At 65.0% G+C, this 22,970-nt stretch carries 22 protein-coding genes and 1 riboswitch; of the genes, 9 read left to right on the forward strand and 13 right to left on the reverse strand.

Annotation, left to right across the window (positions count from 1 at the left end):
* Positions 1–171 precede the first annotated feature (171 nt).
* Positions 172–1,020: a hypothetical protein gene (locus tag H8S57_RS03190; protein WP_186906639.1), complete on the forward strand. Its 849-nt coding sequence runs from the start codon at positions 172–174 to the stop codon at positions 1,018–1,020.
* Entirely contained in the window at positions 1,010–2,959 is a 1,950-nt protein-coding gene (metG, locus tag H8S57_RS03195) for a methionine--tRNA ligase (RefSeq protein ID WP_186906640.1), read from the forward strand. The genes H8S57_RS03190 and metG overlap by 11 nt, the downstream gene beginning before the upstream one ends.
* A 101-nt stretch (positions 2,960–3,060) precedes the next feature.
* Here the strand turns inward: metG and H8S57_RS03200 are convergent, their stop codons facing one another.
* Positions 3,061–4,242 (reverse strand): cation:proton antiporter domain-containing protein, encoded by a 1,182-nt coding sequence (locus H8S57_RS03200; RefSeq protein WP_186906641.1) that lies wholly within the window; start codon positions 4,240–4,242, stop codon positions 3,061–3,063.
* Between the two features lie 50 nt (positions 4,243–4,292).
* A riboswitch (Fluoride riboswitch) is annotated at positions 4,293–4,367 on the reverse strand.
* Between the two features lie 71 nt (positions 4,368–4,438).
* Here H8S57_RS03200 and H8S57_RS03205 point away from each other — a divergent pair.
* On the forward strand, positions 4,439–5,290 hold the full coding sequence (locus tag H8S57_RS03205; RefSeq protein ID WP_369807591.1) for a TatD family hydrolase: 852 nt from the start codon (positions 4,439–4,441) through the stop codon (positions 5,288–5,290).
* 3 nt (positions 5,291–5,293) lie between these two features.
* Positions 5,294–5,911 (forward strand): TatD family nuclease-associated radical SAM protein, encoded by a 618-nt coding sequence (locus H8S57_RS03210; RefSeq protein WP_186906642.1) that lies wholly within the window; start codon positions 5,294–5,296, stop codon positions 5,909–5,911.
* Between the two features lie 94 nt (positions 5,912–6,005).
* On the opposite strand, the gene H8S57_RS17650 is transcribed toward H8S57_RS03210, so the two are convergent.
* The 10 genes from H8S57_RS17650 to H8S57_RS03255 form a co-directional block, all read right to left on the reverse strand.
* A complete protein-coding gene (locus H8S57_RS17650) occupies positions 6,006–6,128 on the reverse strand; it encodes a hypothetical protein (protein WP_256176476.1) in 123 nt (40 codons plus the stop codon).
* A gap of 66 nt (positions 6,129–6,194) precedes the next feature.
* Positions 6,195–6,830 carry a peptidoglycan recognition protein family protein gene (locus tag H8S57_RS03215; RefSeq protein WP_186906643.1) on the reverse strand — a complete coding sequence of 212 codons (636 nt, stop codon included), beginning with the start codon at positions 6,828–6,830 and terminating at the stop codon, positions 6,195–6,197.
* Between the two features lie 303 nt (positions 6,831–7,133).
* Positions 7,134–7,646, reverse strand: a complete 513-nt coding sequence (locus H8S57_RS03220) for an O-acetyl-ADP-ribose deacetylase (protein ID WP_186906644.1) — start codon at positions 7,644–7,646, stop codon at positions 7,134–7,136.
* Positions 7,630–9,531: an ATP-dependent zinc metalloprotease FtsH gene (ftsH, locus tag H8S57_RS03225; RefSeq protein ID WP_186906817.1), complete on the reverse strand. Its 1,902-nt coding sequence runs from the start codon at positions 9,529–9,531 to the stop codon at positions 7,630–7,632. Before ftsH ends, H8S57_RS03220 begins: the two co-directional genes overlap by 17 nt.
* 76 nt (positions 9,532–9,607) lie before the next feature.
* Positions 9,608–10,159: a hypoxanthine phosphoribosyltransferase gene (hpt, locus tag H8S57_RS03230; protein WP_186906645.1), complete on the reverse strand. Its 552-nt coding sequence runs from the start codon at positions 10,157–10,159 to the stop codon at positions 9,608–9,610.
* A gap of 5 nt (positions 10,160–10,164) precedes the next feature.
* A complete protein-coding gene (gene tilS / locus H8S57_RS03235) occupies positions 10,165–11,535 on the reverse strand; it encodes a tRNA lysidine(34) synthetase TilS (protein WP_186906646.1) in 1,371 nt (456 codons plus the stop codon).
* A 185-nt stretch (positions 11,536–11,720) separates the two neighbouring features.
* Positions 11,721–13,073: a replicative DNA helicase gene (dnaB, locus tag H8S57_RS03240; protein WP_186906647.1), complete on the reverse strand. Its 1,353-nt coding sequence runs from the start codon at positions 13,071–13,073 to the stop codon at positions 11,721–11,723.
* A 124-nt stretch (positions 13,074–13,197) separates the two neighbouring features.
* The gene (gene rplI, locus H8S57_RS03245; protein ID WP_186906648.1) at positions 13,198–13,644 is read right to left on the reverse strand and encodes a 50S ribosomal protein L9; all 447 of its coding nucleotides are present in this window, start codon (positions 13,642–13,644) and stop codon (positions 13,198–13,200) included.
* A gap of 33 nt (positions 13,645–13,677) precedes the next feature.
* Positions 13,678–14,409 (reverse strand): hypothetical protein, encoded by a 732-nt coding sequence (locus H8S57_RS03250; protein ID WP_186906649.1) that lies wholly within the window; start codon positions 14,407–14,409, stop codon positions 13,678–13,680.
* Between the two features lie 37 nt (positions 14,410–14,446).
* Positions 14,447–16,441 carry a DHH family phosphoesterase gene (locus tag H8S57_RS03255; protein WP_186906650.1) on the reverse strand — a complete coding sequence of 665 codons (1,995 nt, stop codon included), beginning with the start codon at positions 16,439–16,441 and terminating at the stop codon, positions 14,447–14,449.
* A 204-nt stretch (positions 16,442–16,645) separates the two neighbouring features.
* Between H8S57_RS03255 and H8S57_RS03260 the strand changes: the two genes are divergently transcribed.
* Positions 16,646–17,710, forward strand: coding sequence for a branched-chain amino acid aminotransferase (locus H8S57_RS03260; RefSeq protein ID WP_186906651.1), 1,065 nt, complete (start codon positions 16,646–16,648; stop codon positions 17,708–17,710).
* Between the two features lie 271 nt (positions 17,711–17,981).
* On the forward strand, positions 17,982–19,034 hold the full coding sequence (locus tag H8S57_RS03265) for a zinc-binding metallopeptidase (protein WP_186906652.1): 1,053 nt from the start codon (positions 17,982–17,984) through the stop codon (positions 19,032–19,034).
* Here the strand turns inward: H8S57_RS03265 and H8S57_RS03270 are convergent.
* The gene (locus H8S57_RS03270; protein WP_186906653.1) at positions 19,031–19,891 is read right to left on the reverse strand and encodes an RluA family pseudouridine synthase; all 861 of its coding nucleotides are present in this window, start codon (positions 19,889–19,891) and stop codon (positions 19,031–19,033) included. The two genes, H8S57_RS03265 and H8S57_RS03270, sit on opposite strands and share 4 nt — an antisense overlap.
* A gap of 32 nt (positions 19,892–19,923) precedes the next feature.
* Here H8S57_RS03270 and H8S57_RS03275 point away from each other — a divergent pair, with 32 nt between their 5' ends.
* On the forward strand, positions 19,924–20,670 hold the full coding sequence (locus H8S57_RS03275) for a nitroreductase family protein (protein ID WP_186906654.1): 747 nt from the start codon (positions 19,924–19,926) through the stop codon (positions 20,668–20,670).
* An 85-nt stretch (positions 20,671–20,755) separates the two neighbouring features.
* Here H8S57_RS03275 and H8S57_RS03280 read toward each other — a convergent pair whose 3' ends face one another.
* Complete coding sequence (locus tag H8S57_RS03280; protein WP_186906655.1) at positions 20,756–21,124, reverse strand: winged helix-turn-helix domain-containing protein; 369 nt, start codon at positions 21,122–21,124, stop codon at positions 20,756–20,758.
* Between the two features lie 486 nt (positions 21,125–21,610).
* Between H8S57_RS03280 and H8S57_RS03285 the strand changes: the two genes are divergently transcribed.
* Both H8S57_RS03285 and H8S57_RS03290 read left to right on the forward strand, forming a co-directional pair.
* The gene (locus H8S57_RS03285) at positions 21,611–22,468 is read left to right on the forward strand and encodes an FAD binding domain-containing protein (protein ID WP_186906656.1); all 858 of its coding nucleotides are present in this window, start codon (positions 21,611–21,613) and stop codon (positions 22,466–22,468) included.
* A 24-nt stretch (positions 22,469–22,492) separates the two neighbouring features.
* Entirely contained in the window at positions 22,493–22,969 is a 477-nt protein-coding gene (locus tag H8S57_RS03290) for a (2Fe-2S)-binding protein (RefSeq protein ID WP_186906657.1), read from the forward strand.
* The last annotated feature ends 1 nt before the right edge of the window (position 22,970 follow it).

Here is a 22,970-nt window from a genome sequence, read left to right on the forward strand (position 1 = left end):
ACCATTTGTTTTCAGGGAGCGCCAGAATTTCCGTGCGCTTTCCGGAAAACAGTGGTATAATAGCCGCATAGCGGCTGTGATCCGTTCGGTTCCGCCCATTTTTTGTCCCCTGGGGGCGAGCGAAAAGACGGCGCGCGTCCGAATCCATCCCGAAAGGATGCTGACAATTCCATGCGAAAAGAGATCGTTCTGCCCGCGGCCACTGTGGCGGTGGGCGCGGCGGGTTTTCTGCTGCGGCGGTGGGAGCTGGCCACGGCCTTCGAGCCGGACACCGGCCTGCACATCCCCGGCTCGCCCGCAACCTGGGCCCTGATCGCCCTGTCCGCAGCCCTGGCCGCAGCGCTGGTGCTCCTGTGCCGCGGCAAGTACCCCGATTTTGCCGGCGGGTACGATCAGGCCTTCCAGGCCAAGGGGAACACCCTGTACGCCACGGCCATGATCCTCTCCGCCTTCCTGCTGCTGGCGGCGGCGGGCGGGATGGTGCTCTCCTTCCTGCGCCGGGAGAACACGGTGGTCACCCGGCTGATCCTGGCGGCGCTGTGCGTGGCGTCCTTCGCCTGCGTGGTCGCCACCACCCGGAACAATTTCCGGGGCGAGGGAAAGGGCAAGTACAACTTTACCCTGCTCATGCCCGCCTATACCGGCTGCGTGTGGCTCATCGCCGCCTATCAGGTGCGGGCCGGGGACCCGGTGCAGCTGGATTATATCTACGAGCTGTTTGCGATCATTGCCGTTCTGCTGGGGCTGTACTTCAACGCCGGGTTCTCCTTCGAACGGGGCAAGCCCTTCCGGGCCGTCCTGTTCTCCCTGCTGGGGGTCTATTTCTCCCTGGTCACCCTGGCGGACGGCCACGACCCGGCGACCACGCTGCTGTACGGCTTTGCCGTTGTCTATCTGCTCTCATCCACCGCGGTCCTGCTGCACAATGCGGCCCGGCGGCCGGGAGCGCCTATGGACCCGCCGGAGGCGGAAAAAGCCGCAGAAGAGGAAGAAACGGAGGAAACGCCTGATGAACCGTAAGACATTTTATATCACCACCCCGATCTATTACCCTTCGGACAAGCTGCACATCGGCCACGCCTACTGTACCGTGGCCGCCGACGCCATGGCCCGCTACAAGCGCCTGCAGGGCTATGAGGTGATGTTCCTCACGGGCACCGACGAGCACGGCCAGAAGATCGAGCAGAAGGCCAAGGCCGCCGGCGTTACCCCCCAGCAGTATGTGGACAACATCGTCAAGGGTCCCCGGGGCGTGCTGGATCTGTGGAAGCTGATGAACATCTCCAACACCCGCTTCATCCGCACCACCGACGACTACCATGTGGAGTCGGTACAGAAGATCTTCAAGCAGCTCTACGACCAGGGCGATATCTACAAGGGCAAGTATGTGGGCAAGTACTGCACCGACTGCGAGGCATTCTGGACCGAGACTCAGCTGGTGGACGGCAAGTGCCCCGACTGCGGGCGTGCGGTCAGGGACGCGGAGGAGGAGGCCTATTTCTTCCGCCTGTCCAAGTACGCCGACCGGGTGCGTGACCTGCTGGTGAACACCGACTTTCTGGAGCCCCGCAGCCGGGTCAACGAGATGGTCAACAACTTTATCGACCCGGGCCTGGAGGACCTGTGCGTCTCCCGCACCTCCTTCACCTGGGGCATCCCCGTCAGCTTTGACCCCAAGCACGTGGTGTACGTGTGGGTGGACGCCCTGACCAACTATATCAACGCCCTGGGCTATGAGAACGCCAAGTACGACGACTATGACGACTTCTGGCCCGCCGACGTACACTTTGTGGGCAAGGAGATCGTGCGCTTCCACTCCATCATCTGGCCCGCCCTGCTGATGGCGCTGGACCTGCCGTTGCCCCAAAAGGTATACGGCCACGGCTGGCTGCTGCTGGACGGCGGCAAGATGAGCAAGTCCAAGGGCAATGTGGTGGATCCCTACCTGCTCTCCGAGCGCTACGGGGTGGACGCCCTGCGCTACTTCCTGCTGCGGGAGTTCCCCTTCGGCGCCGACGGCAACTTCTCCAACGAGGCCCTCATCGGCCGCATCAACACCGACCTGGCCAACGACCTGGGCAATCTGGTCAGCCGCACCACCGCCATGGTGGGCAAGTACTTCGGGCCCACCCTGCCCGGGGAGCAGGAGGCCGACCCCGCCCTGGACGGCGAACTGGAGGCCATGGCCCGGGGACTGCGGGACGCCTACGAAGGGCAGATGGAACACTACGCCTTCCAGAACGGTCTGGCGGAAGTCTTCAAGCTCATTGGCCGGGCCAACAAGTATATCGACGAGAACAAGCCCTGGGTGCTGGCCCGGGAGGAGGCGCAGCGCCCCCGCCTGGCCCGGGTGCTATACAACCTGCTGGAGTGCGTGCGTATCTCCGCCATCCTCCTGACCCCTTTCATGCCCGAGACCTGCGCAAAGATCTTCGCACAGATCGGCGCGGCCCCGGAGGCGTGTACCTGGGACTCCGCCGCCCGGTGGGGCCTGCTGCCCCCGGACGCGCCCATTGCCAAGGGGGAGAACCTGTTCCCCCGCATCGACCTGGAAAAGGAGCTGAAGGAGTTGGAAGAAGCTACCAAGGCCGCCGCTCCCGCGGAAGAAACGGCCCCGGAGTATATCACCATCGACGATTTTAGCAAGGTGCGGTTTGTCACCGCCAAGGTCCTCGCCTGCGAGGCGGTGAAGAAGAGCAAGAAGCTGCTGCGCTTTACGCTGGACTGCGGCGAAGCGGCGCCCCGGCAGATCCTCTCCGGCATCCACGAATACTATGAGCCTGAGGAACTGGTGGGCAAGACCGTGGTGGCCTGCACCAATCTGGCGCCCCGGAAGATGATGGGGCTGGAGTCCAACGGCATGCTCATCTCCGCGGTAAAGGAAGAGCCGGATGGGAGCGAGAAGCTCCATCTGCTGATGCTGGACGACCAGGTCCCCGCCGGCTACGGCCTGTGCTGAACGGGGAGCGGCCCCGGACCAAAACCAAGAAACAGCCTCAGGCGGAGCGTCCAAAGGGACGCTCCGCCTGAGGCTTTGTGCATGGGCTTCTGTGACGGGGATCAGCCGGCCCGCCGCAGCAGGCGGCGATAGCTTACGTCGATGGCGAAGGCGCCCAGCGGCGCGGTGAGCAGGATCGCGATCACCGCTACCGTCAGCACGACCTGCCCGCAGGAGAGCCCCATGGCCAGCGGAACCCCGCCGATAGCGGCCTGCACGGTGGCTTTGGGCAGGTAGGCCAGCACGGCAAAGAGCCGCTCCTTCGGATTCAGCGGGCCGCCCGCCATACACAGCAGCACCCCGAGCGCCCGGAAGCAGAGGGCGCCCAGCACCAGGAGCACCGCCGCCCGGCCGGAAGCGGCGGCATACTCCAGGTTCAGCTGCGCGCCCACCAGGGCAAACAGCAATATCTCCGCGGCTACCCAGAGCCTGCCGAATTTGGCGGCCAGCCGCTGGGCCGCCGCCGGCTGCCGGCGGTACAGGCCCAACCCGGTCCCCAGCACCGCCAGCAGGCCGGAGAAGGGTACCCGGCTGCCCAGACGGTCCTCCAGGGCCGTCAGCAAAATGGACAGGGCGAGCAGAAGGATGGCTTTCGCGGAATCCCGCAGCGGGAAACGGGCAAAAAAGCGGGCCAGCAGGCCGCCCAGGCCCAGGCCCAGGGCCGCCCCCAGCAGGATGGAGACCGGCACCCCGGCCAGAGCGGCCGGGGAAAAGCGTCCGCCGGAGGCCATACCGGTGAAGGAAGAAAAGAGGACCACCACGAATACGTCGTCCACCGACGCCCCCGCCAATACCATCTGCGGGATGCCCTGCTCCGTCCCGTAGCCCGCCTCCATCAGGTCGAGCATCCGGGGCACGATGACGGCGGGGGATACCGCCCCCACCACCGCGCCCAGGATGGCGGCGTCCAATACGGACACCCCCAGCAGCCGGGGGGCCAGCAGGACCATGCCCAGCACCTCGCAGGCGGCGGGCAGAAAGCACAGGAGCACGGCGCTCCGGCCGGAGCGCCGCAGGCTCCCCAGGTCCAGCGACAGTCCGGCCCGGAGCAGGATGAGGATCAGCGCCAGCCGCCGCAGGTCGGCGGAGACGCTCAGCAGGGCGGGCGAGAGCAGGTCCGCCCCGAAGGGGCCCAGCAGGATCCCCGCCAGGAGCATCCCCACCAGGGCGGGCAGGTGCAGCTTCCGGGCCGCGGCTCCCAGGGCCATGCCCAGCAGCCAGAGCAGTGCGATACTGGTCAGCATTTTGGTTCCATCCCTTCCAGAGGGCAGAAAAAAAGCCAATGCCCCCTGCAAAACGTGCAGAAGTCATCAGCCGGACGGCGGTTCGGGCCTTGCGGCCCCGGGAGAACCTCATTCCCGTGATCTGAGGGCTATGATACCACAGGCCCCCGCCGTTGTCAACCGGGCCGCGTGAGATGGACTTGCAGCTTTGCGCCGGATGGAGTATGATAGAGCGGAAGAAAAAACGGCGGCGGCCGGCCGCCCGAAAGACGCCGTTGGAAACGAGGAAACGCCCATGATCTTTGATACCCACGCCCACTATTACGACGAGGCCTTTGACGCCGACCGGGACGCGCTGCTGTCCGCGCTGCCCGGGCGTGGCGTGGCGCTGGTGGTCTGTCCCGGCTGCGACCTGGGCTCCTCCCGCGCCTGTGTGTCGCTGGCCGAGCGCTATGACTACCTCTATGCCGCGGCGGGCATCCACCCGGAAAATCTGGAGGGGGTCGCCCTGGCGGAGCTGGACGGGGTGAAGGCCCTGTGCGCCCACCCCAGAGTGGTGGCGGTGGGGGAGGTCGGCCTGGATTATTACTGGGTCAAAACGCCCGAGGCGCGCAAGCGCTCCCGGGACTTTTTCGACGCCCAGCTCTCCCTGGCGGAGGAGCTGGATCTGCCCGTCATCGTCCATGACCGGGACGCCCACAGGGACTGTCTGGACCTGGTGCGGGCCCACCCCAACGCCCGGGGGGTGTTCCACTGCTACTCCGGCAGCCTGGAGGACGCCAGGGTGCTGCTGGAGCGGGGCTGGATGCTCTCCTTCACAGGCAGCCTCACCTTCCACAACGCCAGGCGGGCGCCGGAGGTGGCGGCGTGGATGCCGCTGGAGCGGCTGATGCTGGAGACCGACGCCCCCTATATGGCTCCGGAGCCCTACCGGGGACAGCGGTGCGACTCCGCCATGATCGCGCGCTGCGCCGAGAAGGTGGCCCAGCTGAGGGGCATTTCGCCGGAGGAGGTCCTCCGGATCACGCTGGAAAATGGAAAACGATTTTTTGGAATCAGGGAGGGGTAAGGGATGCAGACCATTTCTTATGAGTATGAGGGCGCGCTGTACGTGAACCTGACCAACCGCTGCGACTGCTCCTGCGTGTTCTGCCTGCGGCACAACGGGCACAAGGGGAGCATCTATGCCGACGATCTGTGGCTGGAGCATGAGCCCAGCCGGGAGGAGGCGCTGGAGGACCTGCTGGCGCGGGAGCTCACCAAATACCGTGAGCTGGTCTTCTGCGGCTTTGGGGAACCCATGTACCGCACGGAGGATATCGTCTGGCTGGTGGACGAGCTGAAAAAGCGGGTGAGCGGTCTGCCCCCCGTACGGATCAACACCAACGGCCATGCCAACCTGATCCTGGGACAGGACGTGACGCCGCGGCTCCAGGGGCGCATTGATACGCTCTCCATCTCCCTCAACGGCTCCACGCCGGAGGAGTATTGCGCCGTGACCCGTCCCAGGGACGGGGAGAAAGCCTGGCACGCCATGCTGGATTTTGCCGGGAAGGCCAAGGAGTACGTGCCCAACGTAGTGATGACCATTGTGGACAAGGATCAGACGCCGGAGGCGGTCGAGCGCTGCCGCCGGATCACCCGGGATCTGGGCGTGAAGCTGCGCATCCGGGCGTACATCCCGGACTAGGGCAGAGCGGGCGCGGGGAAAAACGGGCGGCTTCAGAAAACGGGCGGCCACAGGCCGCCCGTTTTTGCGTGTTGCGGCGTGCCGCCATAGGCTGCTACGCCGCGTCGTTTTCCAGTTCCTCCAGCGCCTCCCGCTCGGAGTCGGCGGAGAACCGGAAGCGGCCCGCCTGATCGTAGACCTCCACATGTCCGTACACGAATCGGATCTCGTAATCCATGGGTCAGCGCTCCTTTCTGTCTCGTTGTGAGTACAGTATAACGGAGCATATGTACGATAAAGTGGACTATTCTTCCGCGGGGGACACATCGGCCAAAAACCGCTCCCAGGCGTCCGGGTGGTCCACAAAGTACAGCGGGCAGGCCTTGCCGGTCACATCGTAGTGCCGCAGGATCTGTGAGGGCTCCAGCTGATAGTACTCCATGAGCCAGCGCACCAGCCTCACCAGCGCGTCGTAGGTCTCAGGGGTAAACGCGCCCGTGCCGTCCGGGTGGCAGCATTCGATGGAGATGGTGTCCTCATTGCGGTCGTTGGAGCAGTAGGCGATCTCATCCAGCGGGACGTTCAGGAGGATCTCGCCGTCCAGGCCGATCAAAAAATGACTGCTGGCATAGGTCTCGCCGGTCTGGGCCAGGCCTTCGAAATAACTGTGGTTCTGCGCCGCGGTGGTGCCGGGATTGCCCACATAATGGACCACCACGCCGTTTACCGTCTCCAGCGGCTCCCCCGGCCGGGAATAGGGGTTCACCGGAAGCAGGTCGGCCGTGATCCAGTCGGGGGTCGCCGGGGCAGGGAAGCGTCTGGACGCAAAGGGGTCGATCCACTTGATCACCGCCAATCCCGCCACCAGGACCAGCAGGATGGGGAAAAGCCCGGGGCTGCGCCGCTGCTTTCTGCGGGGCCGCGGGGGTGCGACAGGCATGCGCTTGCCCTCCTTTCGATGCGGTTGCCCTGGCATTATAACAGAGCCGGGGCGGTCTGTGTGTTAAACTTTTCTTACAAAGTACCGTCCAAACGGCGGGGCCCATACAACAGCAAAAGCTTCCTGCCCGGCCTTACGACTGACAGGAAGCCTTTGTGTTCAAACGGATACGGAGCAGCCTGAAAGCCGGCGGCTGCAGGTCAGAGCGACGCCCTGTGCGTGCCGACGTCGGTATTGAAATACAGCAACCCGGCAAACGCCAGGAACACAAGCGCGGCGGCGGCAAAAGACTTCCTTACCATATCAACACGCGCCCAGCGCCCGGTCGTAGGCGTCCTTGACCGGCTGGCTGAAGCAGACGAAGGTGACGTGCTCCACACAGGAGCCTGCCGCCAGACAGTCCCGCACCGTGGCCACGGCGATCGGGGCCGCCTGCTCCAGCGGGAAGCGATACACGCCGGTGGAAATCGAAGGGAAGGCCACGCTTTTACAGCCGTACCGACCGGCCAGCGCCATGCAGCTGCGGTAGCAGGAGGCCAGCAGTTCCGCCTCCCGGCAGACCCCACCGCGCCAGATAGGGCCGGGCGTGTGGATGACGTATCGGGCAGGCAGATCATAGCCCCGCGTCAGCTTGGCCTGCCCGGTCTCGCAGCCGTTCAGGGTGCGGCACTCGGCCAGAAGGCCAGGCCCCGCGGCGGCATGGATGGCGCCGTCCACACCGCCGCCGCCCAGCAGGGAGCAGTTGGCGGCGTTGACGATGGCGTCGGCCGCTACCCGGGTGATGTCGCCCAGAAGGGTATCAATGAGGCAGCTCATCCCGGGGCTCCTTTCCCTCCTGCGCCGCCGGCTGGAAGGCCTTGGGGGGCTGGACGGCGGCACGGTCGGTGAACACCAGCGCGAAGGCGGCGGCATCCATAGTTTCGTACTGCAGCAGGTAGTCGGCCACGAAATCCAGCGCGTCCCGCTGTCCGGTGAGGATCTCCTTGCAGCGGGCGTAGGCCCCGTCGATGAGGGCCTTGACCTCCTCGTCGATGAGGGCGGCCACTTCCTCCGAGTAGTTCTTGGCCTGAGCCATGGAACGGCCGATGAAGATCTCGTCGTGGCCGGAGTCGAAGACCACGTTGCCCACCCGCTCGCTCATGCCGTAGCGGGTGACCATGTTGCGGGCGATGGAGGTGGCTTTTTGCAGGTCGTTGCCCGCGCCGGTGGAGATGTCGCCCAGGGCCAGTTCCTCTGCGGCCCGGCCGCCCAGGCAGACGGCGATGCGCTCTGTGAGCGCCTGACGGGACTGGAAGCTCACATCTTCCCGGGGCAGGGAGATGGTCATGCCCCCCGCCATGCCCCGGGGGATGATGGTGATCTGATGGACCGGGTCCTGGGTCTCCAGAGCGTGGATGACGATGGCGTGACCCGCCTCATGATAGGCGGTGAGCCTGCGCTCCCGCTCGATGACCACCCGGCTCTTCTTCTCCGGCCCGGCAATGACCTTGATCACCGCCTCGTGCAGATCCTGCATGCGGATAAAACGCTCCTGACGCCGGGCGGCCAGCAGGGCGGCCTCGTTCATCAGGTTCTCCAGGTCCGCGCCGGTAAAGCCGCCGGTGGCCTTGGCCAGCTCCGCCAGATCCACGTCCTCCGCCAGGGGCTTGTTGCGGGCGTGGACCTTCAAAATGGCCTCCCGGCCCTTGATGTCCGGATAGCCCACATACACCTGCCGGTCGAACCGGCCGGGGCGCAGCAGGGCAGGGTCCAGGATGTCCTGCCGGTTGGTAGCCGCCATGACCACTACGCCCTCGTTGTTGCCGAAGCCGTCCATCTCCACCAGCAGCTGGTTGAGGGTCTGCTCCCGCTCGTCGTGGCCGCCGCCCAGGCCCGCGCCCCGCTGGCGGCCCACCGCGTCGATCTCGTCGATGAAGACGATGGCGGGGGCGTTCTTCTTGGCCTGGTCGAACAGGTCCCGGACGCGGGAGGCGCCCACGCCCACGTAGAGCTCCACAAAGTCGGAACCGGAGATGGACAGGAAGTGGACCCCCGCCTCCCCGGCCACGGCCTTGGCCAGCAGGGTCTTGCCGGTGCCCGGCGGGCCCACCAAAAGCACGCCCTTGGGGATGCGGGCGCCCAGCTCCAAAAAGCGCTTGGGGTCCTTGAGGAACTCCACGATCTCCTGGAGCTCGCCCTTCTCCTCCTCCGCGCCGGCCACGTCGTCAAAGGTGACCTTCTTCTGTTCATCCGCCCCGGTGCGGGTGCGGGCACGGCCAAAGCGGGCGGTCTTGTCCCCGCCGGCGCCCCCGCCGCCGTTCTGGCGGAGGATGGCAAAGTACCAAAGCAGGCCGAAGACCACCAGGATCACGATCCAGGGGACAAAGGACATCCACGCCGGGGCCACAAAGCCCTGGGGATAGTTATAGTCGGTGATCACGCCCCGGTGCACCTGCTGCACGATCAGGTCGTTGAAGTCGTTGTAGAACCAGTCGGGGTTTGCCACATCATAGGTAATGGTGGACTGGCCGTTGACCGGCTCCTTGAGCCAGAGGGTGACGGTATTGTCCTCCACCTGGACCTGGGTCACCAGCTCCTGCTCCAGCAGGCGGCGGATCTCCCCGTAAGAGGTCTGGACGCTGCCGTCCAGCCCCCCGCGCAGGGCAAAGATGGTCATCAAGAGGATCACGGCGATGAGCAGATAAAAGCCCACGTCGCGCATGCTTCCTTTGCGTTTCAAACAGCGGACACGTCCTTTCCGGGCTGAATCAGCGCGCTAAAAACCGGCCTGGCCCCGGTCATTTTTCGTATACACAGGGCTTGAGCACTCCTATGTAAGGCAGGTTGCGGTACTTTTCGGCATAATCCAGGCCGTAACCCACCACGAAGTAGTCGGGGATGGAGAAGCCCGCGTAGTGCAGCTCCACCGGCTTGGTGCGGCGGGAGGGCTTATCCAGCAGGGTGCACAGCCGTACCGAGGCGGGGCGGCGGGCCTGGAGGATCTGAAGCAGGTAGCTCAGCGTGTTGCCGCTGTCCAGAATATCCTCCACCACGATCACGTCCTTGCCCTCGATGTGCTCGGACAGGTCCTTGACGATCTTCACCTGGCCGGAGCTGGCGGTGCCTGCCCCGTAGGAGGAGACTGCCATAAAGTCCACCGTGCAGGGCAGGTGGATCTGCCGCACCAGATCGGCCATAAAAACGAAGGACCCCCGCAGCACGCTGACCAGCAGCGGCTCTTTTCCGGCGTAGTCCCGGTCGATCTCGGCGGCGATTTCGCTCACCCGGCGTGCCAGCTCCTCCTGGGAAAACAGCACCCGTTCCACATCTTTGTCCAGTATCTGTTCCATCTCGCTCACTCTTTCTTCCAAAATAGCAGTTCATAGGCGCGCCCCCCGGTCTGGGCCAGACGGCGCTGGTCGGCCCCAAAGCCCGCCACCGCCGCCACCCCGGCCCGGTCGGCCAGGACGGGGATATGTTCCCGCTCCCGTCGGGGGACTTTTTCGTCGATAAACAGCTTTTTCAACGTCTTGGTGCCCCCCCGCCGGGGCAGGGCGATCTCGTCTCCGGTCTGCCGGGGCCGCAGCAGCAGCACACCGTCCACCTTGTCCCGGTCCAGGTAGACCGCGCCGGGAAGGCGTTCGCTCTCGTCCGGACAGGGGAGCGAGCGACAGCGCACCCGCCATGGGGTGCCCTCCAGGAGGGTCTCCCCGTCCAGCACCAGGGGCGCGGGAAGGAAGGGGGGCAGGGGATCGGACGAACGGGTCAGCAGCAGTTCCCGGTAGACCCGCTGGGCCAGCTTGCCGCCGGGCAGGAAGACCACGGCGGAGGGATCGCTCCCCCGGGCCAGCTCCACTACGGCGTTCAGGTGGGCGGAGGAACAGTTGGTATTGCCGTCCCCCAGCATCTCCAGCAGCCGCCGCACCGCCCGGGGGGCGATGGCGGGGGGAAGCTCGGCGATCAGGCGGGCTTCGATGACCAGGTCGTCCTCCGCCCAGCGGGCGTTGGCGCAGACCAGCGCGGCCTGGGCGTTGAGATAGTCGTTGTCGGCGCGCAGCAGGGCCATGGTGGCGGCCACGCCCTCGCTCAGGCGGGGATTCAGGTCCCGCAGCACCGGCACCACCTGATGGCGCAGGCGGTTGCGGGCATAGGCCTCATCGGAATTGGAGCTGTCCTCCACATGGGGGATGCCGTGCTCGGCCAGGTAGGAGAGCACCTCCGCCCGGGAGCAGGCGAGCAGGGGGCGCACGATCCCGTCGCGGCGGGGCGGGATGCCGGACAGCCCATGCAGCCCGGCGCCCCGCACCAGATGGAGCAGCAGGGTCTCCAAATTGTCGTCGGCATTATGGGCGGTGGCGATGCGCGTACAGTCCAGAGCCTCGGCGCTTTGGCGGAGAAAATCATAGCGCAGCTGCCGGGCGGTCTCCTCCACACCCAGACCGCGGCTCTGAGCCTGCGCGTTCACATCTCCCTCGCCCATCACGAAAAGGATGTCGCGCGCTGCGCACCACTGGGCCACAAAGGCCGCGTCCCGGTCGGATTCCGCGCCCCGCAGGTGGTGGTGGAAGTGGGCGGCCGCAATGGTAAAGCCGCCGGGCTTTGCTAGCTCTCCCAGCAGGTGGAGCAGGCACATGGAGTCCGCCCCGCCGGACACGGCGCACAAGACCCGTCCGCCCCGGGGGAGCATATCGTATTCCATCGAGAGAGAGAGCACCTTTTGCAGCATAGCGCGCCTCGCAAAGTTTCCGCCGGGGGCGGAAATAAATGGATTGGACGTGCGGAAAAACACAGGGGAAACCGCCCCGCAGGGCAAGCGGGGAAGCGCTGGAGGGCGGGCCTGCGCAGCACCCAGTTCTTCCGTTGTCCCGCCCAGGCGGGACAACGAAGAGGGGGAACGGCGGGCGCGGGACGTCAGTATTCCTCGTGCCTTCGGTCAAGGGAGGAAAAGGTGGTATACTCGGGCAGCCACTGCAGCTCCACCTTACCGGTCTCGCCGTGGCGGTTTTTGGCAATGATGCACTCCGCCAGATTGTGATTTTCGCTGTCCTCGTTGTAATAATCCTCCCGATAGAGGAACATGACGATATCCGCGTCCTGCTCGATGGCGCCGGATTCCCGCAGGTCGGAAAGCATGGGGCGCTTGTCGGAGCGGGCCTCGTTGGCGCGGGAGAGCTGGGACAGGCAGAGCACCGGCACGTTGAGCTCCTTGGCCATGATTTTCAGGGCGCGGGAGATATCGGAGACAATCTGCTGGCGGTTATCGCCGCTGCGGCCCGGCCCGCCGGCGGAGGTCATAAGCTGGAGGTAGTCTATGACCACCAGCCCCAGATTATCCACCCGGCGGCACTTGGCATTCATGTCCGCCACCGAGAGGGCGGGGTTGTCGTCGATGAGGATCTGGGTCTGGTTCAGGGCGGCGGAGGCGGCGGCGATCTTGGTCCAGTCGTCCTCGCTGAGCTTGCCCGTCACCAGGCGCTTGTTGTCCACAAAGCTCTCGCCGGAGATCAGGCGCATGGCCAGCTGCTCCCGGCTCATTTCCAGCGAAAAAAAGACCACGGTTTTGCCGGAGAACTTGCCCGCGTGCAGCAGGATGTTCAGGGCGAAGGAGGTCTTGCCCATGCCGGGGCGGGCGGCCAGCAGGATCAGGTCGGATTTGTTCAGACCGGAGATGGCCGCGTCCACGTCGGGCAGGCCGGTGGACAGGCCGGGGACCGCCTGTTCGCTGGCGGCCAGCTCGTTGAGGCGCTCGTACACGTTGAGGATGACGCTGGAAATGTGCTCCAGGCCCTGGGCGGAGCGGCCCTGCCGGATGGCGTAGATGCGCTGCTCGGCGGCCTCCAGCACCTCGCGGGCGGTGCCGGTGCCCTCCTGGATCATGGCGGTCAGGTCTCCCGCGGTCTCGGCGATGCGCCGCAGCAGGGACTTGTCCTTGACGATGGCGGCATACTCCTTTACGTTGGCCGCCGTAGGCGTGATCTCCATCAGCTGGAGAATATAGTTGCGGGAGGTGTTTTCGTCATATACCCCGTTCAGGCGCATGTGCTCCAGCACCGTCACCGGGTCGATGGTCTGGGAGAAATTGAACATGGAATAGATGGTCTCATAGATCTCCCGGTTCTGCCGCAGATAGAAGTCCTCGCTTTTCAGGGCTTCGATGACCTCCGGCACGCAGCGGGCGTCAATGAGCATGGCGCCCAGCACGCTTTGCTCGGCCTCCACGCTGTGGGGCATCTGCCGCGACAAAAGCTCCTCTTCGGTTGCCATGTGTTCCACCCGCTTCCCGTTGCTGTTTGCGCGCGGGCGAACCGGCTTCGCCGCAGCGCGCGGCGGCGCGCCTGAATGCAGGCGGCCGCCTTCCCGTCCGGGGGAAACGCCCCCCGAACGCGCGTTAGTTCTCGGCCACGACCACCTTCAGGGTGCCGGTGACCTCGTAGCCCAGCTTCACCTTGAGCGTATAGCCGCCGAAGGCCTTGATGGGCTCATCCTGGACGATCTTGGTTTTCGGAATGCTGATGCCGTGCTGGGCGCTCAGGGCGTCGGCGATCTCCTTGGAGGTCACCGCGCCGAACAGCCGCCCGCCGTTGCCGCCCTTGGCGACCACCTTCACGCTCAGCTGCTCAAGCCTGGCGGCCACGGCCTCGGCCTCCGCCTTTTCGGCGGCCTGCTGGGCCATTCTCGCCTTCTCCTGCATCTTCATGGTGTTCACATTCTCCGCGGTGGCCGGCACGGCCAGCTTTCGGGGCAGGAGGAAATTGCGGGCATAGCCGTCGCTGGCCTCGATCATCTGGCCCTTTTTGCCCTGGCCCTTCACGTCCTGCTGTAAAATTACTTTCATGTTATCGTCCTTCCTTTCTGGAACTGTCATCATTTAATAGGGGAGATGAATTTCCGCGACGCGCCAGCCGTCTTCGGTACGCTCCATGCGGATGGGGTATGCTTCGGCGGTTTCACCGGTAACGATCAAAGGTTCCTCCGCGCCCTCCGGCGCCTCCGCCAGGACGGCGTAGTGGACGATCAGGTCGAACACGATTTCGTCCTCGGTCCGACGCACCAACTGGTAGGAGTCGGGTGTCCCGGACCAGCCGTACTCCAGGCTGCTGCCCCGGGAGGCGTCGAGATAGCACAGCCTGCCATCCTCAGTGGAGGTAAAAAGAGGCTGTGGCGTGCCGTGGGCGCGGGTGAAGTAGAGCAGCTCCTCCTGGTATTCGGACGTGAACAGAGCGTCCATCATGGCCTTAAAGTCCGCCCAGCGGGCATAGCGGCCTACGGAGATCACATAGAGATCGCCGCCCAGCTCCACGGTCTGGCAATGGTCCAGGTCCGGCATGCTGCCGTCGTCAAAAGGGAAACGGTCCACGTAGGAGGTCTCGCAGCCCATCAGGAAATTGGCCGCCTCAAATGCGTGGAGAAACAGCGCCTGCTGGTCCGTATCCAGAAAGTCGGGGACCGGCTGCGCCTTCGTACTGTCTGAAAGAGGCGGCTCCAGCGCAGGGATGGGCGTGGGCGTGGGCGTAGGCGTAGGCGTGGGCGTGGGCGCGGCGCAGGCGGCCAGGGTCAGGCACAGCAGCAGGGCCGGCACGGCGGGAAACAGCCGTTTCATAACCATTCTCCTCTGACGGACAGGGAACAGGCGGGGCCTATTCCTCCTCCAAGTATTGGTCGATGGCGCGCAGCAGGTCCTTGGTGACCTCATCCACGCTCTTGCCGGGCACCTGGGCGCCGGCGGTGGCGGCGTTGCCGCCGCCCCCCAGTTTTTCCAGGATCACCTGCACGTTTACATCCCCCATGCTCCGGGCGGAGAGGATCACACGCCCCTCGCCGTCGGGGAAGAGGACAAAAGAGGTGTCGATCCCGGAAATATTCAGCAGCTCGTCGGCGGCCTGGGCGGCGGTGATGCGGCCCACCGGGTGGTCGACCCGGGCCACGGCGATGTCGTTGCGGTACATACGGGCGTTTTGGATGATGTCGTACCGGGCGATGGTGCCCTCCAGATCGTTCTGGAAGAGCTTTTTCACGTCCCCGGTATCCGCGCCGGAGCGGCGGAGGAAGGCGGCCGCCTCGAAGGTGCGGCTGCCGGTACGCATGGTGAACTGTTTGGTATCCAGGGTGATCCCGGCCAGCAGCGCCTCGGCCTCGGCCTTGCGCAGGTCCGCGCTTTCCAGCAGGTACTGCAGCAGCTCGGTGACCAGTTCGCTGGCGGAGGAGGCGTAGGGCTCGTGGAAGTTCAGGGCGGCGTTGGCGATATAGGTGGCGGCCCGGCGGTGATGGTCAATGACCGCCACCTTGTTGCAGGCCTCCAGCAGGTCCTGACTGACCACCTGCTCGGGGCGGTTGGTGTCCACCACCACCAACAGGGCGTTGACGTCGGCCGCCAGGATGGCGTCCTGCACGGAGAGAAACACGCCCTGGTATTCCGGCAGCTGGGAGAGCTTCTCCATCATCTCGCTGGCGGGGTTTTGGCCCGCCTCCTTGACAATGTTCACCGGGGCGCCCTTTTTCCGGGCGATGGCGCACACGCCGGCGGCCGCGCCGATGCAGTCCAGATCCGGAAATTTGTGGCCCATGACGAATACCCGGGAGGCGTCGGCCACCAGCTCGCCCAGGGCGTTGGCCATGACCCGGCTCTTGACCTTGGTGCGCTTCTCCAGCTCCTTGGTGCGCCCGCCGTAAAACTCAAAATTAAACTTGTTCTTGATGACCGCCTGGTCGCCGCCGCGGGAGAGGGCCATCTCCACCGACAAAGAGGCGTACTGGAACAGCTCCTCCAGGGTATCCGCGTCCCGGCCGATGCCGATGGACACCGTGGCGGGCAGGCCGTTGGGGCTGACCACCTCATGGACTGCGTCCAGCACCGAGAACTTGCCCTCCTGAAACTGGGCCAGGAAATGCTCCTCGAAAAGGAAGAGGTAGCGGTCCCGGTCGTACCGGCAGAACAGGCCCTGGGCGGGGGCCGCCCACTGGTCCAGACGCTGGTCGATCTCGCTGCGCAGGGCCGAGCGGGCGTTGTCCGGGATGCCCTTCATCAGCTCCTCATAGTTGTCCAGCATCAGGATGGCCGCCACAGGACGGGCGGCATAATACAGGTCCCGCACGTCGGCCAGATCGGTCACGTCCACCCAGTAGGTGGTGGCCAGATATCCCCGGGCGCCGGAATCCTCCGTGCGCACCAGATGGCCGAAGACCTGGAAGCGCCGCTCCCCCAGCAACACCTCGGTGGGACACTCGGTCTTGCCCTCCATGAGCCAGCGGGAGGAAAAGTCGGGTACGGCGGCGGTGAGCTTGGTGTCAAACAGGTGCTCGCGCTCGCCGGTGATCTGCAGAAAGCGGTCGTTGGACCAGATGACCTCGTCGTTCTCCGGCCGGAAGATGACCATGGGCAGGGGGGCGTTGACCATGGTGTCCTTGGTGGCCGTGTCCATATTGCAGGTGACGCTTTCAATATACTGGATGATCTCTTTCTGCCGGTGGGCGTTGCTGCGGCGGAAGTAAAGGTAGAGCACCAGCACCACCGCCAGTTCCGCCAGGGCGGCGGGGCGGCTGAACAGGGCGGTGACGCCCGCAAAGACCAGAAGGCATAGGAAATACAGCCGGAGGCTGGGCTCCAGCAGATGGGACAGCTTGTTTTTTCGCATGAGACACCTCCCATGACGCGGGACTCAACAATAAAGGTATTTTATTATACCAAACTCAAAAGTTAAAAACAAGTCCGCTTGCGCCCCAACTCCGCGTGTGGTACAATAACTTTTATCCAATTTGTATCACGCTTTACATTCTTTTGCTCCGGTGACTGCCATACTGAAGGGCACAAAGAGCATTTGATAAGGAGGCCGCTTTTTATGAAGGAATACCCCGTCCAGCGCGCCGCGGCGCTCAAACCGCTGCCCGACCCGGACATGCTGGTGTTCGGCAAGACCTTTACCGACCACATGTTTTTGATGGATTACACCGCCGGGCAGGGCTGGCACGACGGGCGCATCGTCCCCTACGCGCCGCTGGCCCTGGAGCCCTCCGCCATGGTGTTTCATTACGCGCAGGAGGTCTTTGAGGGACTGAAGGCCTACCGCAGCCCGGACGGTGGCGTGCAGCTGTTCCGCCCCATGGAGAACGTCCGGCGCATCAACTCCTCCTGCGAGCGGATGTGCATCCCGCAGCTGCCGGAGGAAGATACCCTTGCCGCCATCGAGCAGCTGGTGCGCGTGGAGGAGCGCTGGGTGCCTGCCAAGCCGGGCACGTCCCTGTACATCCGCCCCTTTGTCATCGCCACTACTCCCAGCCTGGGCGTACATGCGGCGCATGACTATATTTTCTGCATCATCACCTGCCCGGTGGGCGCTTACTACAAAGAGGGCATCAACCCCGTGCGCATCTATGTGGAGAACCAGGATGTCCGCGCCGTCCGGGGCGGGACCGGGTACACCAAATGCGGCGGCAACTATGCCGCCTCCATCCGGGCCGGAGAGCGGGCCGAGGAGCAGGGGTATGCCCAGGTGCTTTGGCTGGACGGCGTGCACCGCAGGTATATCGAGGAAGTGGGCTCCATGAACGTGCTGTTCAAGATCGGCGGCACGGTGATCACCCCAGCGCTCACCGGCTCCGTCCTGCCGGGCATCACCCGCAAATCCTGCATCGAGCTGCTCAAGAGCTGGGGCGTTCCGGTGGAGGAGCGCCTCATCACCGCCGAGGAGCTCTTCGACGCCGCCGAGGCGGGGCGGCTGGAGGAGGCCTTCGGCTCCGGCACCGCCGCCGTCGTCTCCCCCATCGGCGAGATGGGCTGGGGCGAGCGTCACGTAACGGTCAACGGCGGACAGATCGGCGCGCTGACCCGGAAGCTGTACGACACCCTGACCGGTATCCAGTGGGGCACGGTCTCCGATCCCTTCGGCTGGACGCTCAAGCTGTGACGGAAGATACAGGCGGCCCGCCGCCTCGTTATCGTCCGCCTCGCAGAAGTCCGCGGCCGGAGCGGCAAACGAAGGTTTGCTGCCGTTTCACGGCGGTGTGCCCGTCGTGAAACACAAATCTCAGCCGGCCCATATGCAGGTGCTCCGCTTTTGGCGGACCGCTTATCCGTGAAAAGCCGGGGGCGTGCCCCGCGTCTCGAAAAGACGCGGGGCACGCCCTTTTCTTTCCGCCGCAGCCGTGGTAAAATACCACCAGAAAAGAGGTGGTCGGGTGAAAAAAGCGGCGGTATGCATCCTGTTTTTGCTGTTGTGCTGCTCGGCCTGCTGCGCTCCCGCACCCGCCGCAGCGCCTGAGGCGGGCGCCGGCGCGGCGCATACCGAGGCCCTGCATCTGGCCCGGGCCCAGCTTGGCCGGCTGGCAGAACGGGTCTCGGAGCGGGAGGAGGAGCGGGTGGTTGCTTTGCTGGAGCGCATCATCCCGCTGCGTCAGGCCCGCCAAGCCTCCGGCGGCTGGCAGCCGGAGGGGGAGGAGGCGCGGCTGGTGGCGCAGCTCAACCGGCTTTACGAGCGCTATACCGCCCGATATCTGGGCGACGGCGGCGGCTGGGACTCCGACAGCCCCGCCGAGCGGGTGTTGGCGGAGTATTGGATCCAGGAGGATGAGACCCTCCGGCCCGACCCGGAAAGCCCGTTCCGGCCGGACGGCGATCGGGAGGTGGAATACGAGGCGCTCTGGGCGCAAATGCGCGGCCTTCTGCCGGAGGGAAGCTGGGCGGCGTTTTCCCGCTTCACCGTCTTTACCGACGGGGCGGACGAGACCCTGGCCTATGTGGCGGCGCTGGACGGCGCGGGGGAGCGCTGGGAGATCGCGGTGGACCCTGCGGACGCGGGAGACGGGGACTGGTTTACCGAGACGGTGCTCCACGAGTATACCCACTACCTGACCCTCAACGCCGGTCAGGTGACCTATACCGCGGCTCAGACCGCCGACACCTACAATGAGGAGGGAATGGCGGCGGTCCCCGGCTCCTATCTGGACGACTTCTATCAGGCCTTCTGGAGCGATTACCTGGACGACCGCCGGGCCAACCCGGAGAGCGATCGCTTTTTCCTGCGGCACGAGGACGACTTCGTGACCGACTACGCCGCTACCGATCCCTCGGAGGATATTGCCGAGAGCTTTACCTATTTCGTGCTCTGGCCCCGGCAGGGCGGCGGCAGCGTGTGGGAGCAAAAGCTGGACTTTTTTTATGGCTATCCGGAGCTGGTAGAGCTGCGGGCGGGCATCCGGACCTGCCTGGGGCTGGCGGAACGGCAGCCCTAGCGAACCAGCCGGGAAAAGCCCCTGGGGGTCTCGGAGCGCAGCAGCAGCTCCGCCCCGGTGACCGGGTGTGCAAAGGACAGCTCGTGGGCGTGCAGGCACAGGCGGCCCAGCGGATCGGTGGCCGCGCCGTACACCTTGTCCCCGGCCACGGGGCAGCCCAGTTCGCTGAAGTGGACCCGGATCTGGTTTTTGCGCCCGGTATCGATCGCTACGGCCAGCAGGGCGTAGTCCGCTCCCAGGCGCTCCACCTGGTAATGCGTGACGGCGGTCTTGCCGCCGGAGCGGACCGAATAGACCTTGTGGATCCGATTTTCCCGCAGCTGGGTGCGGATGGTGCCGGCCGGCTCGGGCGGCGCGCCCTCGACCACCGCGCGGTACCCCCGGCGGCGGATGAGCGTGTTCCATTCGTTTTGAAAGCGCTGCTGCACCGCCTCCGACTTGGCGAAGAGGAGCACGCCGGAGGTGTCCCGGTCCAGCCGGTGGACCAGAAAGGCGCGGCCCTCCCCGCGGTCCCGCAGCCAGTCGGACACCGCACGGAAGGCGGTGCGCTCCTGCTCCCGCTCGTTGGCGGTGGAGAGCAGCCCCGCGGGCTTGTCGATGGCCAGCAGATCCGCATCCTCGTAGAGCAGGGGGAAGGGCAGATCGCCGCCCTGCAGACGGGGACGCAGAGACACGGTCTGGCCGGGGACGAGGGGATGGTCGTGACGGGTGACTGCCTGCCCATCCACCAGCACCTGCCCCCGGGTGAGCAGCGCTTTGATGTTGTTGCGGCTCTTCCCCTTTTGGTGGGAGAGCAGAAAGGGAAGCAGGGTGTCCGCCCGGTCCACCGTGAGGATGGGGGCCTGTTTTGGCTGCATTGGATCAGATCCTTTCATTGAGGTGAGGTAATATGAATGAAATCCTGGCGGGGCTCCATGCCCGCAAATCGGTGCGGGCCTTTTCCGGAGAGCCGGTCACGCCGCAGGAGAAGCGCGCCATCCTGGAGGCGGCCTGTGCGGCCCCCACGGCAGGAAACCAGCAGCTGTACACTATTCTGGATATCACCGACCCGGCCCTGAAGGACCGCCTGGCGGAGACCTGTGATCATCAGCCCTTCATCGCCGGGGCGCCGGTGGTGCTTATCTTCTGCGCCGACTGCCAGAAGTGGTACGACGCCTACCGTGCCGCGGGCTGCGCGCCCCGCAGGCCCGGCGCGGGGGATCTGATGCTGGCGGTCACCGACTGCGCCGTGGCCGCCCAAAACGCGGTCACCGCCGCCGAGAGCCTGGGGATCGGTTCCTGCTACATCGGAGACATCATGGAGCAGTGCCGGATCCATCGCACCCTGCTGGCCCTGCCGGACTATGTGTTCCCGGCGGTCATGCTGGTGCTGGGGCGTCCCACGCAGCAGCAGAAGGCGCGGCCCAAGCCCGGACGGTGCGGGCTGAAGCACATCGTCCATGAAAACGGCTACCGCCGGATGGACACCGGGGAGCTTCGGCAGATGCTGGCCTGGAAAGCGGAGGAGCGGCCCTATGCCGACTGGCTGCGGGCCTTCTGTGACCGGAAGTATGACTCCGGCTTTTCCCGGGAGATGACCCGGTCGGTGGAGGAATACCTCTCCAGCTTCCGGGGCGGCGGATCGTCCTACCCCTGAGCGGCGCCGCACGCTTGCTCCGCCCGTCCCCCGGCGCGGAGGGGGGCACGCCGATACCGCCCCTGGGGCGGCCTGCCCCGGCGGATCAGGACGGCGGGGAATCGGCGGCAGGGCTGTGGTTCCCGGGGAAAAAGCGGGGGAAGAGCTCCTCGGCGGCGGCATGGACGGCGGCCTCGTAGGCGCGGTACTGGGCCAGCGCCCGCCGGGCCTCCGGGGTGAGGATGCTCCCGCCGCCCCTGGCGCCGCCGATCCGGGTTTCCATCAGGGAAAAGCCAAGGCCCTCTTCCGCCGCACGGATCAGTTTGAAGGCCTTGGAGTAGGAGAGGTACATCTGTTTGGCGGCCTGATGGAGAGAGCCGGACCGCTCCACCCGCTCCAAAAGCTCCGCCGGCCCCGGCCCAAAGCACTTCTTTCCCGCGCTGCTGAACAGGACGACCTGACAGCGCTGCTCCATATCTATGCCCTCCTCACGGTGATGGTATTTTATTGTAATACGGATTTCGGCGGGGAGGGTTTGCGCCCGCCGGAAATACGCGTTGCAGCAATTGCACGGCAGCTGCCTGCTGGACGGACCGCAAAGCGGTCGGTCCAGCAGGCATTATTATAGCACAAAAAGCCGGATTCGGCCGGGCGGCCGGAGAAGGAAAGGCGTTATCCTTCAATTCATACAACGAAAATTGACTTTGTGAATAATTTAACCATATAATTTTTGTGCAAATTAACCAGACTGTGTGGTTTAATATTTATCAATAAAAGCGCGGACAAAGAGACGCCAAACGGCTTTTTTTCAAAAAAATTGAATAATTCTATCAAAAATAAAACGGGAAAGGGAAAAACGTCCCCTGAGAAATGAGACAATTTGCCTGGATTGACGGCGGGATGGGATTGTGCTTAGATAAGGGAAACAATACCGAACGGTTTAGAAAGGGGAGACGCGGTAATGCAATATGTCAGCGCATCGTCATCCGGGGAGGCCGTAGAGCTGCTGACCCGGGCCGGGGGCAAGGGCGTGATCATGGCGGGAGGCACGGATCTGATGGTGGAATTCAAAGAGGGAAAGATCTGCCCGGAGTGCTTTATCGACGTAACCAAGGCAGCCGATATGGCCGGGATCTCCGCAGACGGAGAGCGCCTGGTGATCGGCGGGGCGGCCACCCTGACGCAGATCGCCCGCTCGCCCCTGGTCAAGCGATATTTCCCGTCCCTGGCGCAGGGCTGCGGCTGCGTGGGATCGCTGCAGATCCGGAACTCCGCCACGCTGGCGGGCAATGTGGTGAGCGCCCAGCCCGCCGGTGACGGCGCCATGGCGTTGGCGCCCCTGGATCCGGTCTTCACCGTCTGCTCCGCCGGCGGCGAGGCGGAGCTCACTATGGGCGAGATGTACGCGGGCTTTGCCAAGAGCAGGGTGGACCACAGCCGCCAGCTCGTAAAGCGCATCTCCATCCCGCTGCCCCAAAAGGGCGAGGCGGCGGCCTTCTACCGGCTGGAGCTGCGCAAGTCCCTCTCCCTGCCCATGCTCAACTGCGCGGCCATGGTGCACTGTGAGGGCAAAACGGTGACCTGGGCCCGCATTGCCATGGCGCCCGTGGGGGTGGGCCCCGTCCGGGCCGCGGCAGCCGAGGCGTATCTGAAGGGCCGCGAACTGACGGAAGCGGTCATGGCCCGCACGGGTGAGCTGGCTCTGGAGAACGCAAACCCCAGAAGCAATCCGCTGCGCGGCAGCCGGGAGTACCGGCTGGAGGCCCTGCCCGTAATCATCCGCCGTACGCTGGAAGCTTGCCGTGCGCAGCTTTCGTGACAGAGAAGGAGAGGTGACGACAGTATGGCTCAGTTGCATACGACGATCAACGGCGAACCGATCACAGCGGAGGTGGACCCCGCCCTCTCGCTGGCGGAATTCCTGCGGGAAAAGATGTATCTCACCGGCACCAAGATCGGCTGCGGAAAGGGCGAGTGCGGCGCCTGCACCGTTATCCTGGACGGCAAGGCGGTCACTTCCTGCATTATCCCCGTTCTGCGGGCCGAGGGCGCCTGCGTCGAGACCATCGAAGGCCTGGAGCGGGGCGGCAGGCTCCACCCCCTTCAGGAGGAGTTTGTGAACAAGGGCGCGGTCCAGTGCGGATTCTGCACCCCGGGCATGATCATGTCCTCCAAGGCTCTGCTGGACGCCAACCCGGCCCCCTCGAAGGCGGAGATCCGCGAGGCCTTGGGCGGAAACGTCTGCCGCTGCACCGGCTATGTAAACATCGAACAGGCGGTAGAAGCCGCTGCCGACCGCATGAGGAGGGGAGAGGGTTGAG

This window comes from Lawsonibacter hominis (assembly GCF_014287895.1).
Lineage (GTDB): Bacteria > Bacillota > Clostridia > Oscillospirales > Oscillospiraceae > Lawsonibacter_A > Lawsonibacter_A hominis.